At 51.8% G+C, this 16,376-nt stretch carries 14 protein-coding genes and 1 pseudogene; 4 read left to right on the plus strand and 11 right to left on the minus strand.

The features are described 5' to 3' along the window. Window positions 1–5: 5 nt before the first annotated feature. Together rimK and MJO57_RS23900 are read right to left on the minus strand one after the other, a co-directional pair. Window positions 6–908 carry a 30S ribosomal protein S6--L-glutamate ligase gene (gene rimK, locus MJO57_RS23895; RefSeq protein WP_252019274.1) on the minus strand — a complete coding sequence of 301 codons (903 nt, stop codon included), beginning with the start codon at window positions 906–908 and terminating at the stop codon, window positions 6–8. A 368-nt stretch (window positions 909–1,276) separates the two neighbouring features. After that, the gene (locus MJO57_RS23900) at window positions 1,277–1,525 is read right to left on the minus strand and encodes a hypothetical protein (RefSeq protein WP_252019275.1); all 249 of its coding nucleotides are present in this window, start codon (window positions 1,523–1,525) and stop codon (window positions 1,277–1,279) included. Window positions 1,526–1,918: 393 nt separating this feature from the next. Between MJO57_RS23900 and yccS the strand changes: the two genes are divergently transcribed. Then, window positions 1,919–4,084 carry a YccS family putative transporter gene (gene yccS / locus MJO57_RS23905; protein ID WP_252019276.1) on the plus strand — a complete coding sequence of 722 codons (2,166 nt, stop codon included), beginning with the start codon at window positions 1,919–1,921 and terminating at the stop codon, window positions 4,082–4,084. Between the two features lie 30 nt (window positions 4,085–4,114). On the opposite strand, the pseudogene MJO57_RS33440 reads toward yccS, so the two are convergent. Continuing rightward, a pseudogene (locus tag MJO57_RS33440) lies at window positions 4,115–4,324 on the minus strand (hypothetical protein); the annotation flags it as partial. Between the two features lie 293 nt (window positions 4,325–4,617). On the opposite strand from MJO57_RS33440, the gene MJO57_RS23910 reads away from it, so the two are divergent. Further along, window positions 4,618–6,039 carry an ankyrin repeat domain-containing protein gene (locus MJO57_RS23910; protein WP_371924677.1) on the plus strand — a complete coding sequence of 474 codons (1,422 nt, stop codon included), beginning with the start codon at window positions 4,618–4,620 and terminating at the stop codon, window positions 6,037–6,039. A 41-nt stretch (window positions 6,040–6,080) separates the two neighbouring features. Here the strand turns inward: MJO57_RS23910 and MJO57_RS23915 are convergent, their stop codons facing one another. The 4 genes from MJO57_RS23915 to MJO57_RS23930 all read right to left on the minus strand — a co-directional run bounded on the left by MJO57_RS23915 (window position 6,081) and on the right by MJO57_RS23930 (window position 11,358). Next, window positions 6,081–6,266, minus strand: coding sequence for a transposase (locus MJO57_RS23915; protein ID WP_252019278.1), 186 nt, complete (start codon window positions 6,264–6,266; stop codon window positions 6,081–6,083). Window positions 6,267–6,484: 218 nt separating this feature from the next. After that, a complete protein-coding gene (locus tag MJO57_RS23920) occupies window positions 6,485–6,733 on the minus strand; it encodes a hypothetical protein (protein ID WP_252019279.1) in 249 nt (82 codons plus the stop codon). Window positions 6,734–6,748: 15 nt separating this feature from the next. After that, window positions 6,749–9,859, minus strand: coding sequence for a chondroitinase family polysaccharide lyase (locus MJO57_RS23925; RefSeq protein WP_252019280.1), 3,111 nt, complete (start codon window positions 9,857–9,859; stop codon window positions 6,749–6,751). Window positions 9,860–9,933: 74 nt separating this feature from the next. Next, window positions 9,934–11,358, minus strand: a complete 1,425-nt coding sequence (locus MJO57_RS23930; RefSeq protein ID WP_252019281.1) for an autotransporter outer membrane beta-barrel domain-containing protein — start codon at window positions 11,356–11,358, stop codon at window positions 9,934–9,936. On the opposite strand from MJO57_RS23930, the gene MJO57_RS23935 reads away from it, so the two are divergent. Then, window positions 11,314–11,793 carry a hypothetical protein gene (locus MJO57_RS23935; RefSeq protein WP_252019282.1) on the plus strand — a complete coding sequence of 160 codons (480 nt, stop codon included), beginning with the start codon at window positions 11,314–11,316 and terminating at the stop codon, window positions 11,791–11,793. The genes MJO57_RS23930 and MJO57_RS23935 overlap by 45 nt on opposite strands. 3 nt (window positions 11,794–11,796) lie before the next feature. On the opposite strand, the gene MJO57_RS23940 is transcribed toward MJO57_RS23935, so the two are convergent. From MJO57_RS23940 to MJO57_RS23950, 3 genes are all read right to left on the minus strand, one after another. Further along, window positions 11,797–12,078 (minus strand): hypothetical protein, encoded by a 282-nt coding sequence (locus tag MJO57_RS23940; protein ID WP_252019283.1) that lies wholly within the window; start codon window positions 12,076–12,078, stop codon window positions 11,797–11,799. A 79-nt stretch (window positions 12,079–12,157) separates the two neighbouring features. Further along, window positions 12,158–13,084, minus strand: a complete 927-nt coding sequence (locus MJO57_RS23945) for a hypothetical protein (protein ID WP_252019284.1) — start codon at window positions 13,082–13,084, stop codon at window positions 12,158–12,160. Between the two features lie 233 nt (window positions 13,085–13,317). Then, window positions 13,318–14,517 carry a M20 family metallopeptidase gene (locus MJO57_RS23950; RefSeq protein WP_252019285.1) on the minus strand — a complete coding sequence of 400 codons (1,200 nt, stop codon included), beginning with the start codon at window positions 14,515–14,517 and terminating at the stop codon, window positions 13,318–13,320. A 208-nt stretch (window positions 14,518–14,725) separates the two neighbouring features. Here MJO57_RS23950 and MJO57_RS23955 point away from each other — a divergent pair, with 208 nt between their 5' ends. Then, the gene (locus tag MJO57_RS23955; RefSeq protein WP_252019286.1) at window positions 14,726–15,490 is read left to right on the plus strand and encodes an alpha/beta fold hydrolase; all 765 of its coding nucleotides are present in this window, start codon (window positions 14,726–14,728) and stop codon (window positions 15,488–15,490) included. 258 nt (window positions 15,491–15,748) lie between these two features. Here the strand turns inward: MJO57_RS23955 and maiA are convergent, their stop codons facing one another. After that, window positions 15,749–16,375 (minus strand): maleylacetoacetate isomerase, encoded by a 627-nt coding sequence (maiA, locus tag MJO57_RS23960; protein WP_252019287.1) that lies wholly within the window; start codon window positions 16,373–16,375, stop codon window positions 15,749–15,751. Window position 16,376 lies beyond the last annotated feature (1 nt).

The following is a 16,376-nucleotide window of genomic DNA, read 5'->3' on the forward strand; positions in this document are numbered from 1 at the left end:
TGATGTTATCCGGTAATCCGCGTGTTACGGGTGCGGTGATAGTGATTCTCAATGTATTCGATAATGCAGTTAGCGACATCGTTGGCCGTTGCCCGCTCAATACCTTCCAGTCCGGGAGATGAGTTGACCTCCATTACCAACGGGCCGCGGTTGGAGCGAAGAATATCCACCCCTGCCAGCCTCAGACCCATGGCTTTTGCGGCTTTTACCGCGGTAGCACGTTCATCTTTCGTCAGTTTCACCAGGCTGGCGCTGCCACCACGGTGAATGTTGGAGCGGAATTCCCCTTCAGGTGCCTGACGTTTCATTGCGGCGATGACTTTGTCGCCGATAACAAAACAGCGAATGTCGGCCCCCCCGGCCTCTTTGATGTATTCCTGAACCATAATATTGGCTTTCAGGCCCATAAAAGCTTCCAGAACACTTTCTGCCGCTTTCCGGGTTTCTGCCAGGACGACACCAATTCCTTGGGTGCCTTCCAGCAATTTGATCACCAAAGGAGCACCACCAACCATATCGATCAGGTCAGGAATATCGCCCGGACCACTGGCAAAACCGGTAACCGGCAAGCCAACCCCTTTACGGGATAACAGTTGCATGGAGCGTAGCTTGTCGCGGGAGCGGGCAATGGCCAGGGACTCATTCAGTGAGTAACAGTTCATCATTTCAAACTGGCGAAGAACCGCTGTTCCGTAAAAGGTATTGGAGGCACCAATGCGCGGAATCACCGCATCATAGTTAGGCAGCTCAACCCCTTTCATATGAATACTGGGGTGTTTGTCATTGATATTCATATAGCAACTCAAAATATCAATAACATCGATCGTATGACCTCTGGCTTCTGCAGCCTCAATAATGCGGCGGGATGAGTACAACCGCTCGTTACGTGAAAGTAGCGCAATTCGCATTGGGGGATTCCTGATAAAAGGTCATTCTGCGCCCTGGCTGAAAACCTGGTTCATTACTGATTAATAATAAAAAGCTGAGAAAAAGTATGGCTTACCAGAGCGATTTTTACTGAATATACGGAGATCGGCTGATTCGTAAAACCGTGTTAAAAAGTAGTACTCGTCTTTTGCTATGAGCATACGGCTATTTCTGGTGTTGTAGCCATTTTATGGTCTGCGATGAGCGAGATTTTCTGCTCATGGCTGCTTATTCTATCGTCACAAAAGGGATCCGGGTAATCGGCTGTAAACAGCACTGTAAATCAAAGCGGGCTGACAAACTGCAGCCCTTGGGTAGAGAGGGATCCTGATCAGTAACGGGAGTCATTTTACCAGTGGTCAAAGACCAGGTGCTCGTCTCCGAGTAATTCCCGCAGCCGTTTGCGTTCAAGGTGAAGCTCCGCTTTCGACCGTTTTTTTTCATAGTCAGCCTGGCGGGTGCGATAACGCTTTTTAGCTCTGGCCGATTTTTCAAACTCTTCTTCGAATTCTGGATACTCTTCCATCTCTGCCTGCTCTGAATGCCGGTCAAGACAAATAGCAAACAACCGTTCCTCCATCTGCAAACCATCGTTCACAGGGGCTGGTCTACAAGAGCACGGAACTGGCGTTGCAGCGCTAATTTCTGGTAAAACCACGGTACAGTCAATAAAAAAACATAGAGCTATAGCAAAATAGGGTTAATTTCTTTTTTTTGCTAATTAGTTATTTCATTCGTCTGCAAATGGATGGCTTATTCCACTATTATGTTTGTTTTTTTGATTTGTATTTGGTGTTTTATCTTTTTTTTGACTGGGGCGCTGAGTGGTTTTTCCCGTTTTTTTCTTTAATGCCGGGTCAATGAAGTGCCATTAAACCGGTTTCAGGAAGTGGTTCCTCTGGAATTGCGTCCATCGCCACTTAGTCTCTCCGCTTTTTTCGGGTATGCTCATAAGCTTTTAGACCATTAGCCCGGCAATCAGCTCTCCATCATGCTCTCTCCTGATATTTTTCAACCATTTCGCAATTACTGGGCAAACGACCGAATTAATTACAGTGTCAAAGTCTTTTTTGCCCTGGCGGGCGTTACCCTGCCCGCCTGGTACCGGGGATCTCCTGATGACATTACGCCCATGGTGCTGGGCATTATTGCCGCTGCCCTGGCTGAAGTGGATGACAATCTCTGGGGAAGAATTAAAGCGCTGATCATGATGCTTGCCTGTTTTCTGCTGGCATCACTGTCCATTGAGCTGCTATTTGGTTATCCATTACTTTTTGCTGCCGGGCTTTTCTGTTCAACCTTTGGATTTACCATGCTCGGTGCCATGGGGCCAAGGTATAGCAGTATGGCCTTTGCCTCACTGTTGCTGGCGGTTTACACCATGCTTGGTGCGGGGAACAGCCCCAGCCTCTGGACACAGCCGGTGCTGCTTCTCGGTGGTGCGCTCTGGTATGGTGTGCTGTCCCTGCTCTGGCATATCCTCTGGCCTGACCGGCCGGTGCAGCAATCCCTGGCCAATGTATTCAAAGAGCTGGCAGGTTATCTTGACAGTAAAAGTCAGTTGTTTGATCCCGTCGCCAATATGAACCCTCAGCCTCTGCGTTTGGCGGTGGCCAAAAAAAACGCCAGTGTCGTTAATGCCCTGAACCAGGCCAAGGCCTCTTTGCTCCGGAGAGTTCGCCGACAGGTCAGTGTAAGGGAGCAGCCTTTCCTGAAAATATACTTTCTTGCCCAGGATATCCATGAGCGGGTGAGTTCCTCACATTATCGGTATCAGGATCTGGCAGATCACTTTTCCCGCAGTGATATTCTTTTTCGCTTTCAGAAAGTGTTGCGAGTTCAGGCCAGAGCATGCCGTGCCATAGCCCACTCCCTGGCCTCGGGGCGGGATTATCTGCACGATAGCGACAATGAAGCGGTTCTTGATGAGCTCCGGCAGTCGCTGGAATATCTGCAGCAACAGGGCAATCCTCGGTGGCGATCTTTGTTGGTTCAGCTGGAATATCTGCTGAAAAACCTGACGACAGTAGACTTTCAAATATCATCTGTAGGAAAGCCGGGCTCAGCAATATCAGAAGACGAAAGCGTATTGGCTGATTCCAACCCCAGGGGAATCAAGGCTCACCTGCTCTGTATCTGGAATGAGTGTCGTCTGGATAGTCCTTTATTCCGACATGGTCTTCGTCTGGCAACATCACTAACACTGGGCTATGGGCTGATTCTGTTGTTCAATCTTCAGCCCGGTTACTGGGTTCTGCTGACCATCCTGTTTGTCTGCCAGCCCAGCTACAGCGCAACAAGGCAGAAACTGACCCAGCGGGTCGTTGGAACCCTTGCCGGCCTTCTGACCGGCATACCGCTTTTGTACCTTTTTCCGGGACAAGAAGGTCAACTGGTCCTGATGGTGATCAGTGGCATTCTGTTTTTTGCATTTCGCACGGTACGCTATGATCTGGCAACAGCCTTTATCACCTTGCTGGTGTTGTTTTGTTTTAATCAGCAGGGATTGGGCTTTGCTGTGATGATGCCCCGCCTGGCGGATACTCTCCTTGGCTGCCTGCTGGCCGTCACTGCGGTTATGTTTATTCTGCCTGACTGGGAATCCAGGCGTCTGAACCGGATTATGGCGTTGTCCATAGCCAGGCACAGAGCGTACCTGGCCCAGGTCATGGAGCAGTATCAGACGGGTAAACGGGATACCCTGGCTTATCGTTTGTCCCGTCGCCATGCGCACGATATGGATGCCCGGCTTAATTCCGCCATTATGAATATGCTGACTGAGCCTGGCCGTTATCAGCGGGCAAAAGAGGAAAGCTTTCGTTTCCTGACCCTTTCCCATGCATTGCTGAGTTATATCTCAACATTGGGTGCACACCGGATGCTGTTGGATGGCAACGCTTTTCAGGAAGAGCTGCTGGCACAATATCAAGCTATCGATCAACATTTACGGTTGTTGGAGCAGCAGTTGATGGCGAGCAATGTCCAGCCTCATGGGAGCCTTTCTGGACCGGATACCATCGATGAGTGGCTGGAGGAGGAGCGGCCTGAATGTCGTTTGCTACTGCAACAGTTACAGCTGATGTTGCAAATCATGCCGGAAATGCACCTTCTGGCCGCTGAAATTTATCATCAATTAAGTAAGCCAGACCGGCAGTGACTCAGCCACTGGTAATGGCGTTTTATGATCTTATTGGCGTAAGCCTTTTTCAATATGTTCCATGACTGTTTTCAACGCACCCCTTGCGTCGTCTACTTTGAAACGCCTGATTCGACAGCCAGTCTTACTGGTTGTGCATTGGCTTCGAAGGGAACAGTGATCACAAGGCGCTCCACCGTAAACCCATTGTGCCCTTGGCCGCTCGGGGTTCCCGGGCTTATTGAGTAGCCTTGGCTGTTGACCTGCCGGACATCAGAAATTTTTATCCTCAATTTCTCGCAATCCTCGCTACGGACGCTTAAGTCCGACAGGCTCCCAGGCTGATCACCGAAAAGCGGAAATACTCGCCGCCTGCCATACCACCCAAGAGTAGATCACTTCAATGAGTAAGAGGTGCGTATGGCCGTTCATCATTTCTGCACAGAAGATGCCACCCGTTACGGCATAGAAGAAGGTGGTTAGTTTTATTGAACTATTGTTCCTTTTTTCAGTCCAATCTGTATTACTAATTTATTAATACTGGTTTTTTGAGTATGGATACTGTTTGCGGATCACCTTTTCACATTCCTGCAGATACGAATGCGCCTAAAGAGCATAATACCTGTGTTATTTGTTTTGAGGCTTTTCATGATCGTACTGTGGCACCCACGGTTGTCAAAACCCACTGCGGCCATCGCTACGATCTTAGCTGTGTTTCCAGGTGGTTCGACGAACAGCAAAAGAAGGGTGTCGCCACACGGAGTTGTGCGTTATGTCGGCAAGAGGCGTTGCCTCTGGTACGTGAGACGGGTGCTCGCCTCTATGAAGATTCCCCTTACTGTGAACCCTTGCCTTTGCAGGCCGCCCGTACAGGTGATCTCAAGGCATTGCAGAGATTGTTGGTACTTGATCCAGGGATTGTCCACCAGACGTTCCGGTCTGCCGTGTCCGGCGAGCATACTCATCTTTTGCTCATCGCTGTCCAGAACGGTCACACCGAGTTCCTGAAAGCCCTGATCCACGCCGGGGCGGACCCCAACGCCGCCCTGACTTCCGACGGCGCCACCCCGGCGTTCATCGCTGCCCGGGAGGGTCACACTGAGTGCCTGAAAGCCCTGATCGACGCCAAGGCGGACCCCAACGCCGCCCTGACTTCCGACGGCGCCACCCCGGCGCTCATCGCTGCCGAGAACGGTCACACTGAGTGCCTGAGAGTCCTGCTCGACGCCGGGGCGGACCCCAACGCCGCCCAGACTTCCGACGGCGGCACCCCGACGTTCATCGCTGCCCAGAACGGTCACCCTGAGTGCCTGAAAGCCCTGATTGACGCCGGGGCGGACCCCAACGCCGCCCTACCTTTCGACGGCATCACCCCGGCGTTCATCGCTACCCAGAACGGTCACCCTGAGTGCCTGAAAGTCCTGATCGACGCCAAGGCGGACCCCAACGCCGCCCTGACTTCCGACGGCGCCACCCCGGTGTTCATCGCTGTCCAGATGGGTTACACTGAGTGCCTGAAAGTCCTGATCGACGCCAAGGCGGACCCCAACGCCGCCCGGACTTCCGACGGCGCCACCCCGGTGTACATCGCTGCCCAAGAGGGTCACACTGAGTGCCTGAAAGCTCTGATCGAGGCCAAGGCGGACCTCAACGCAGCCCTGACTTCCGACGGCACCACCCCGGCGTTCATCGCTGCCTGTAACGGTCACACTGAGTGCCTGAAAGCCCTGATCGACGCCGGGGCGGACCCCAACGCCGCCCGGACTTCCGGCGCCACCCCGATGTACATCGCTGCCCAGGAGGGTCGCACTGAGTGCCTGAAAGTCCTGATCGACGCCAAGGCAAACCCCAACGCCGCCCGGACTTCCGGCGCCACCCCGGTGTACATCGCTGCCTGTAACGGTAACACTGAGTGCCTGAAAGCCCTGATCGACGCCGGGGCGGGCCTCACCTACGTTACCGCCCGCGAGTCATAGCGTGGTAATATTACCTCGTTCCCACGGTTCCGAGGTTGTCGCTAAAGCCTCATTATCAGGAAGAAAGAGCCAGTCAGTTGCTCGGCGTGGCGGTTAATAAAGCGGCCGACATTAGCATGGTCGGGGAATATTCCACCGCTGACCCACATGCAGCCGAGATCCATTCGTGCCAGCCGCTCCATTGCCCGCAAAGAGGTAGTGCCCTGCATAATGCCATAGAGAATCAATCCGACCCTGCAGCGAGGTGCATAGGGCGGGCGCGACCAGTGTTCTTGTAAAGTGCTGCAAACTCTGACCAATCCTGCTCTTCCAGAAGCGATGCTATGATAGCCGGGGTTTTCTGACCAATGCAGTCGTCGTGCAATCAGGTGAGGTTTTTATGGCGTGTGAACAGAAAGGAGGGGAGTTATGACACCAGAGAAGTTCTCTGATGCCATTATATGGGTTAATCGCTGCTCATCATACCGTCATCGTGCAAGATGACTGATTGATCGACAGTACCGCTATTGCTTGCGCAACCAGTCAGCAGGGTCAGCATACCAGCAAAGAAAATAACAAGTGCCTGTTTCATTTCGTAATTCCAACTTTCGAATATAGTGTAATCATTGATCAAAACTTGCGAAAAGGTATTGATATTGGTCAGTGTTTTTACAATGCTGTCGGTAAAATAGTCACAGACAGCACTTGTGTTCACTTTTCTTACCGAGCCTTACCGGACTTTGATCAGTTTGACCTCTGCAGGAATACCAAAGTAACTGCTGAAGACCAGGCTGGTGCTGTCACCGCTGGTGGCAACCTTCACCTTGTCGTTCATTTCAGCCGCCTTCCAGGCACCTTTGATGGTCACTGCAATATCCAGGGTTGCTGGCATGGTTTCCTTGGTCAGTCCAAGGTCAGTAGTGACCGCACTGATGGTCATTTCCGTATCAGAAATCGGACGAGTCATGACCATGGCCTCACGGCTGATGCTGCTGACCACACCCTCGTTAAAGCTTCCTCCACTAAAGGCAACATAGCCGGTTACCTGGGTGGCATTGTCTTTAATGACATGGGCATTGGCATCTTTACGCAGCACGTCGTAAGGTTTCTTGCCAGCTTTCATATCGTCAGCCAGTCTGGCCATCGCTTCCGGTGTGGTATCCATCAGTACCAGGTACTCATAACCGGCATCACCGGGTGCCTTGCCATGGTCAATCCAGGCAACGGAGAAATCGCCTTCTGTCGGTTTCATGGTTTTGTCATGACGGGATGTCTGATGCTGACGTCGTACGTTCACCTCATCACCCTTGATGACATAGTAACCATTGTCATGGCCATCAATCAGCCAGTCGCCAGCCTTCAGGGTGGCTGAGAACGGTAACTGCTCAACTTTTTTGCCATTGACCCAGAGATCTGCGGATTTCTCTGCGATACCGTGTTGGAACAACGTGGTTTCTGTCGGGTACTTAGAGGTCCGGTTGCTGATATCGCTGCCTAGCATAATCAACCGGTTGTCAATGGCCATAGTCGATTTCCTGGCCACAAATGAACCATCGAACCGATCCAGATGACCTGGTGCCTTGTGTTTGAAGGCAAACAGGCCGTACTGGCCTTCCAGGTTCGAGCTGCCGCTGAAGGATTCACTGCCACGCAGCATTAAGGTGTGGGTAATCGGGCTATTTAACTGATCCAGTGGCAGGTGAATAGTAGTAGCGCCCGGGTTACGATTCCAGTCCCAGCCTTCCTGGGCAAAACCGTACTCAGTCTGATCACCGAAGGGTTTGATCTGGACCGCACCATGGCTCTGATAACGACCGTAGCGGTTATCCCGGTAATAGATTTCGGAAGACCAGACATCTTTGTTATAAGCCTTCAGCGTCACCATCTTGTCGTTGTAACGGTGAATACCAAAGGCGCCGCCGTTATAAGTCCAGTGGCCTTCTGGCAATGGCATTGGCTCAAGCTGTCTGCCAAAAATAGCCTGGCTTTCTGCAGCTGCACGACCAGTGACCTGCAGGTAGGTCGATGCCAGCTCTTCATCCAGGGTGTCACCGGTTTCAGGGTTCCCGGTCAATGCCAGCCACTTGAAGGATTCGCTGAAATCCTTCACGCCGTATGGACGGAACGGATGACGCCCGGCCAGGCCCAGGCCAATCGATGGGTTTGAGTAGTTCCATGCGGCCATCATGGCCCGCTTCAGGTTAGCCCGTCCGTCAGCGCTGACGGCAAACGGTGAGTCCTTCAGCATGTAAACCACCTGGGCAGCACCGTTAAAGGCAGGGAAGGAGTAGCCAGGGTAGTTGCCATCATGACGCCAGGCAGTACCGTCCGGACGTAAACCATCGTAATAACCCGGAGGGGTCTGTGCCAGCGACAGGTTAAAGAAGTTGCCGAATTTTTTCATCAAGGCAACGCGTTCCACCGGATCAGGGTTGAGAAGCAACAGAGCCAGGTGCTGGCGAGCCAGTGTGTTGTAGTAGTCCAGGTTGGAGCTTTCTTTGCCGGTATCCATACTGAAGCTGGCAGCAAATTCACGGGAGTACCAGACCAGCGCATCGTATATCGCCTTGCGATAGCCCGCTTCTTCCAGAATATCCGACATCATCATGGCCGAGATGTACCACCAGCGGGAGCCGTATCCCCAGTGGTGCGTTGTGACCAGGCCACTGCCGTCAGCAAATCCCTGGTCCATTAAATGCTCGACCATGCTCAGATACATGGCCTTGAATTCATCCTTCTCTACCCCGGGCTCAAGGCTATTCCATTGTCTGGCAATATTGAGCATCAACGACGAATAATCGGCGAGAAGAACGTATTCATCCACCAGCGCCTTATCGTCAGGCGTCAGATGTTCCTGCTGATAAATAACACGCTGGAAGGCGCTGAGAATGTGCCGGCCACGCAGTGTGCCATCCTCGTCTTTTTCAATGTTCAGGTCGGCAAACATCTGACGCAGCTGATCCTGGTCGTTGACTTTTTTCAGTCCGGTTTCATTGGCTTCGCTGGCAAAAACCTGCGTCAGCGCCTGGTGTATCGCCCTGACCCCGGCAAGCTCCTCTGCCGTCGGTTCAGGAAGCTGATCCGGCAGTGCGAAATCAATTTCTGGCACCGTAATTCGTGTTTTTACATGGTCGTCAGACCATTGGTAACGGGCGTCGTCTACCGAGAGCATGATTCGGTCAATATAGAACGTACCCGCATCCACACCGCTGGGGGCGGTGAAGCGAATGCTGTCCATATCGGGCTTGATACCGCCGGGCTGAGAGATCAATCCCAGGCCTTCGTCATCACCCCGGTCGATGATGCCCAGACCTTCCATCTCCCGACCCTGGATATCGTTCTGCAGGGAGACACCCACAGTACGCCAGCCGGAGAAGTTCATATTCACCTCAAAACCGGCATCGGCGGGCATATGGCCGTTCAGGCCACGGCCCAGGTCAACAATCATCACATCGTCTACGGGTTTTTCATTGTAGACCCAGAAGGAGAGCACCTGGGTTGCCCGGCGTCCCCAGGTTTTCCAGGCCTCATTATCGGTCACCAGCCGGATCGGGTCAATAACGGTCATGGTGGAACCGCTCTTCCAGTCCCAGCGCAGGGATTGATCGCCAATCACATAACGTTTGTCACTGATGGACAATGCAGAGCCGGAGCCGGCGTGTACATAGTCAGGAACCTGATCATCGGTAAACGCGATGATCTTTGATTGCATAACATTAAACGGTGCCGCTTTTTCAGTTTCTGGAACGGGCCTGGCGATTTCCAGTGCATGGACTGCACTGACCCCCAGCACCATGGCTACAGCAACTGAAAGTTGTTTCAGTTTTCCTGGTGTTTTCATTGATGTCGTACGCCAATTATTCTGTCGGAGGGCCAGCCCGGAAAGGTTCGGGCTGGCAGGTGGTATCGGAAGTATCAGAAGCGCCAGTTGGCATTGGCAGACAGGGCGATGTCTTCGTAGTCGCCACGGCTGTAGAAGGCCAGACCACCGCCGACGTTAACGCCATTGAGCAGCTCCATATCCGCACCCAGTCGTGTAAAGAAGCTGTTATCACCGACACTGTCACCGGTCATAATGAAACGTCCATCCAGGGTATCGCTCACCAGGCCGGCACTTTCCTGAATGACTTCATCATTACTGAGATCGCGATAGGCCATCATGGTCAGGGATGGTGTTAAAGTGCCGTGTTCAGTGCGTAAGCTCTGGGAGGCAATGGCACCGATACCGAACTCATTGGCAACATAAGTCTTCCGGTCGTACTTAAGTGCTGCCGGAGAACCGTTTTCTGCATAGTCCTCCACGCGGATCCACTGGTAGCCATAGGACACCTGCGGCTGAATCATGACCTTATTGAAGTCCATTCTGGTACCGGCAGTAATGCGGTAGCCGATCTGGTGGCTGCTATAGTCAGCTTCTGCCTTCTGGTTACCCTGATAGCCGGTGCTGGCACCCACATAACGGGTACTGCTGTTATTGTGGAAGCCCACATTAAAGTTACCGTCCACAAAGAACCGGTCGTTAAACCAGCCGGCGTAGCTCATGAACTGGTAAGACTGAACATCCTTGGTGTTTTTGCTGCCAGCAATTTCTACATCGGAATAGGCGATAGCACCGGAAACACCGAACAGCTTGTTGTCATCAAATACCCGGTCCAGACCTACGGAGGTACCCATCATGCTCAGGTCATAGCCGTTGCTTTCCGCTGCGTTTTTCAGCTGGGCATCGCTGTAGATACCGTTTAACCACAGGTTCCAGCCGTCATGGCTGTTGCGCAGGTAGCTTTGGTTACGCAAGTAGTTCGTGCGGACATCCAGATTGCGTTCCATTTGCTGAACCATGGCCAGGGCAGAGCGGATTTCGCCACCTTCGGCATCCGGGGTGAGTTCATCGCTCAGTGCGGCTGATAGTTGGGCATCAGTACCGGTACTGGCCAGCAGAGCGACCAGCTGGCCCGCTGTTGCCGATGATGCGCTGGTCCGCATCGCCTGGTCAGCCTGTGCGCTGCCACTGTAATTATCGAGAGCTGTCGAGACAATATATTCAGAAGCGGCCTGGTCTTGTGCGCTGCCGCCGCCTTGGCGTACCTGATCCATAAAGGCAGCTGTGCTGGCTTCGGAATCGGTGGTTACGCCTACTTCAACAACGATGCTGTTGCCCTCAACGCCACCATTTACGCCGGTTGTGGAAGAGATCCAGCTATCGCTTCTCAGTAAGGGGAACAGGGATTCCTGGAACTTTTTGTCAATGTTGACATTATTTGGATTGGCAATTTCATTGGCTTCCAGCAATGTGATTTGCTTGCCAATAATATTGTTGATATCCGTGCCGGTGTAGCGCATGCCTACGGTGCTGTTTGTTCCAAAGGTTGCTTTACCGTCGATATCCAGCAGGGGGCCGTTAAGGTTGGTGTTGTCGCCAACGATAAATTGAGTGGTGCTGTCTTTACCGACAATGCTCAACTCGCCATGGTTCTCAATGGCACCGGCATTACTGATGAGGTAGCCATCAAAGGTGGCGGTTTTATCACCGCCATAAGCGAAGTTGATTTTACCGCCTTGGACTTTATCGCTATTGCCGATGATATTTCCTTTAACAGTACCATTGACATCAATACGAACAGCGTTGAGTGCATTTTCAAAGTCGATTGCATTCACTTTGCCACTGACGATACTTCCGTCTTTGATAAATACGCCGTAGTTGTTGTTTGTTTCGCTGGTGTGTGCAAACTTTCCATCAATTTTGATAGCCGTATCATCTTCGCTGATGATGCTTGAGCCTTACTCTATATTCAGGTTGCCGGTGGTGGCGTCTGCGGCAAGATAGATGCCGTAAGACCCGGCACCAGAAACGGTAATATCTCCACGGCTGTATAAATGACCAGATGTCACGCCTTGATAAGTGATGCCATTACCGTTGGCAACCAGAATATTGTTCGTGTTAGTTAAATTTCCGGTTCCTGGTGTGATCGTTGAGCAAACCGTTCCTTCCGGACAAACTTCAACGGCGATGGCTCCTGCAGAAAAAACTGTAGACCCCATGGCTACTGCAACAGCCAGCAAACTTTTCGTAAAGACAGCATTGGACGACATAATAATTTCCCAATCTTTAAATGTGTTTAAACCGGTCCTTTGCGGAGCGTCAGAAAATGAAGTTCAGGCCAAGGCGGAAGTACTGGCTGTGGCCATCGTCTTTCTTGGACTCCGGGGTGTATTTGCTGTGTTCGATGTAGTACTCACCGTTGACGCGAATGGCATCGGTGATCGGGTAGTTCATCTGCAGGGCATAACGGGTGGTTTTGCTTTCCTGGTCTGCTGCGCTTTCATACCATTTATCCCGGTGACCATACCCCACCGGTATGCGAACGTAAGGTTGAATAATCAGGCCATTAGCAAAACGATGGCTGTAGTAACCACGGATCTGGGTACTGCCTCTACTGCCACCGGTACCCCACATTTCCCCCTTATCCTGAAGAACCCCCGTGTCATAGAGAGATACGGTCATATGAGCGAAGTTTGAGAGGTAATAACGAACACCCTGCTCAATTTCCCAGCCATAACCGTCGCTGCGCATGGTTTCCAGTTTGCCGCCTTTTGCTGACTCGTTGGTCTCTTTGGTCATACTGAAAGACCAGTCCCCCCATAAGCCCCAATTGCCCCCCAAGGCCAGGATATGGTTCAAATCAATACCGTACTGGTCATTGAGCAGACGACCGGCAGAAGCAGCATTGTAGAGTGTCTCGTCACGGCGTACTTTAACGCCAGTCTGTACCCAGCCATTGGCAAAACGGTAGCGGTAACTGGCTCCCAGATCGGTTCGGCTGTAGGTCTGGCCACTGTCGTGATTACGCTTAAGCACCCCCAGGTCAAAATACCAGTTGGAGCCGTCCGGATTCAGGGTTAAATCAATACGAGGCCCGGCATAGTTATAAGGGTCTCCGCTACCGTAGTCACCTACCTCATAGCTGGTGTTCAAGCTGACGTTGGCAGCACTGGCACTGGAGGCCATAGTCATGGCAGTCAGTCCAGCGAGAACGCTGTAACCAATAGACTGAATTACAGATTTCATTTTCATGCTATTTTGATGGCCTGTTATAAATTGAAAATATTTCGCAGCCCATAATACTTACGAATCCTTTTTTTATGTTGATTTGCGTCAAGATGAGTAAAGGAATATGTTTAAAAAGAGAGCGAGTTGAAGGGTTTTGTTTTTATGTGCTTCCTATATGAAAGCTTTTTTATTATTTATTTTGTGAGCTCACCGGTTATTGATGAGCCCTGGTTTCATTATCTTGCTTTTATTCAGTCAATGGTTTCTGCCAGGTTGATCAGCACATTGCGCAGCAGTGTCAGCCGGGGCTCGATAGAGTCCAGTAGCAGAAACTCGTTACGGCTGTGCATGGCACCGCCAATAGGGCCCAGTCCATCAATCGTGGGCACACCCAGCGAGCCTGTCAGGTTGGCATCAGAACCGCCACCGACGGCCTGCCAGGTAATATTCAGTCCCATATCCTGACCGGTCCTTTCAATCAGGGCCATCAGTTTTTCACTGCCTTCATTCGGGGTAAAGGCCGGTTTGTGGGCTTCGCGGGTCAGCTTGATTTCAATGCCACACAGTGAAGGGGCTTCCTGCATCTGCTGGATCTTTTTTTCCAGGCGTTCATAGTCATCGTTATCCCAGAAGCGGATATCCAGGACAGTGGACGCATAGTCAGGTACTACATTACCGGCAGAGCCACCCGTAACAACACCGAAGTTCAGGGTGGTACCAATGTCAACGTTGGTTTCCCGGTTCAGTGTGGTGATCCAGTGTGCCAGTTCGGTAATGGCAGAAATACCTTTTTCAGGTTCGTTGCCAGCATGAGCTGCCTTGCCTCTGAACTCGACCTGGTAAGATGCCATGCCTTTACGGGCTTTAACCAGTGAACCATCCGCACGGGCTGCTTCAGCCACCAGCACATAACGGCTCTTGCTGGCGATGCTTTTGAGCCAGTCGCCGGAGTAGATTGAGCCGATCTCTTCATCCGGATTCATGCAGACACAGATGCTCAGGCGATCAGCGACATCATCTGGCAGCTGGCTGATGGCCCTGAACATATTGAGCTGGCCGGATTTCATATCAGCAACCCCCGGGCCATAGGCTTTTTCGCCATCGTGGGTCAGAGACCATTCGGCCACGGTGCCTTCCGGGAAAACGGTGTCCAGATGTCCGATCAGCATGATGTCGTATGCTTCGGCTTCCGGCTTATTGGTCGCCAGCAGGCCCGGGCCTACTTTCTCATCAAAGGTATGACGGGTAACCTGCCAGCCTATGCCCAGATATTTCTCCGTCATGATATCAGCAACCTTGCTGACACCAGCGGGGGTCCAGGTACCACAATCGACGTTAATCAGTGGCTTCAGTTCTTCCAGATATTGATCCAGATCGAAGTGTTGATCACACATGATGGTTAACTTTTCCTGCTGTTGTAGGGCCTGTTGACGTTTCGTTGCGCTGAGCACGCAACGAAACGTCAACAGGCCCTGGGGTTAGGCTGCTTACCGGAACAGGTACAGCGGTGATGATTATCATGAATAGCCGCTGGCTTTTCTGGTAATGCTCAATTTATGATCTTTGTACCAAATGCAGAGACGGTTGTACTGACGTTTAGGTAAAATTCCTGATCAGTAATTACCGTTTGTCAGCAACCTACAGAGAAGCAGTGAAGAGATGAAATTGTACGCAAGGCAGCAGGGGCAAGGGGCTGATGTGATCAGCTTGCATGGTCTGTTTGGCTCTCAGGAGAATCTGGGTATGATCAACCGTGGTCTTGCTGAATCATTTCGTGTTCATGGGCTGGATCTGCGAAATCATGGACGCTCTTCCCATGATGAAGCCATGAACTATACGGCCATGGCCGACGATGTTCTGGAATATATGGATGACAACCAGCTTGAGAAAGTGCATTTGGTTGGCCATTCCATGGGCGGTAAGGTGGCGATGACGGTTGCCCTGATGGCTCCGGAGCGTGTCACCCGTCTGGCGGTGATCGATATTGCACCGGTGACTTACCAGGAAAGGCGGCACGACAGTATTCTTGAGGGGTTATCGTTGATGCCGTTGAATACGCTGAAAAGTCGAAGCGAAGCAGATGGTTTTCTGGAAACCTATGAACCAGAGCAAGGTGTGCGTCAGTTCCTGCTGAAAAACCTCTATCGTGATGACCAGGGTAACTATCGCTGGCGGATGAACCTGCCTGCGATCATAACACATTACATGGAGATCCTTGTCGGACAGCAGTCTGATATTGGTTTTGCCAAGGACGCCCTGTTTATAAAGGGAGGAGAGTCGGACTATATTTTGCCGGAGCATCGAGAGCGGGTGCTTGAGCTCTTCCCATCAGCATCTGTACGGGTGATACCGGGAGCGGGGCACTGGGTTCACGCCCAGAAACCAGAGCTGGTGACTCGCACACTGTTGCGCTTTCTTGGGTGAGTTATCGAGATCCGCTGGTGAGTGTTCCTCGTTCCCACGGTCCTCCGTGGGAATGCATACCGAACCTCTGTACAAATGTAGCCTCATCAAACTCACATGATTCCGGGCATAAATAGACTGTTTCATATGCAGCACGCTCCGGTATGCATTCCCACGCGGAGCGTGGGAACGAGGTATCCGGAGGGTTTTGCGACACCCTCCGGAGCCTGTGAACGAGAATAGGTTGCATGGGTATCAGAGTTTTTCTGCACTGGTCCTTTACACAGCGTCCGGCTGGTTTTCCGGTGCCGCATCGATAAATGCCGGTTGCGTATTGCAGTGCTTGTAGATTTCTTGGATTTTCGAGAAATCTGACATTTCCACCTTAAAGCGCAGGGCATTAAATACCTGTGGTACCAGGCAAATATCGGCTATAGAGGGTTGTTCAGAGCAGCAGAACGGCTGGTCATCCAGTTGTGCTTCCAGTGCGGTAAAACCAGTGTGAATCCAGTGCTTGTACCACTGTGTTTTGGCATCATCACTCACTGCCAGTTTCTGTTGCAAGTATTTCAGCACCCTGAGGTTATTGATCGGGTGGATATCACAGCTGACCAGGTAAGCGAGACTGCGCAGCCGGGCCTTTTTCCAGGGATCTCCGGGAATAATTGAGCGCTCCGGGAAGGCCTCTTCCAGCCACTCAATAATGGCCAGGGATTGGGTGAGTTCGCCTTGATCGGTGGTTAAAGTGGGGACCAGTTCCTGGGGATTGATTGTTTTGTAATCCTCCGAGCCCTGCTCTCCCTTCAGAAGGTTGACAGCGGATTGCTGGTAATCAAGTTCCTTCAGGTTCAGGGCGATCCTTACCCGATAGGCAGCCGATGAGCGGAAGTAGTCGTATAGTTTCATG

The organism is Endozoicomonas sp. SCSIO W0465 (genome assembly GCF_023716865.1).
GTDB lineage: Bacteria > Pseudomonadota > Gammaproteobacteria > Pseudomonadales > Endozoicomonadaceae > Endozoicomonas.

Excerpts from the sequence above, each read along its gene's own strand:
- yccS (WP_252019276.1), top strand. The coding sequence starts at position 1,919 with ATGCTCTCTCCTGATATTTTTCAACCATTTCGCAATTACTGGGCAAAC.
- MJO57_RS23955 (WP_252019286.1), top strand. The coding sequence starts at position 14,726 with ATGAAATTGTACGCAAGGCAGCAGGGGCAAGGGGCTGATGTGATCAGC.
- MJO57_RS23925 (WP_252019280.1), bottom strand. The coding sequence starts at position 9,859 with ATGAAAACACCAGGAAAACTGAAACAACTTTCAGTTGCTGTAGCCATG.
- MJO57_RS23945 (WP_252019284.1), bottom strand. The coding sequence starts at position 13,084 with ATGAAATCTGTAATTCAGTCTATTGGTTACAGCGTTCTCGCTGGACTG.
- rimK (WP_252019274.1), bottom strand. The coding sequence starts at position 908 with ATGCGAATTGCGCTACTTTCACGTAACGAGCGGTTGTACTCATCCCGC.
- MJO57_RS23930 (WP_252019281.1), bottom strand. The coding sequence starts at position 11,358 with ATGCGCTACACCGGCACGGATATCAACAATATTATTGGCAAGCAAATC.
- MJO57_RS23910 (WP_371924677.1), top strand. The coding sequence starts at position 4,618 with ATGGATACTGTTTGCGGATCACCTTTTCACATTCCTGCAGATACGAAT.
- maiA (WP_252019287.1), bottom strand. The coding sequence starts at position 16,375 with ATGAAACTATACGACTACTTCCGCTCATCGGCTGCCTATCGGGTAAGG.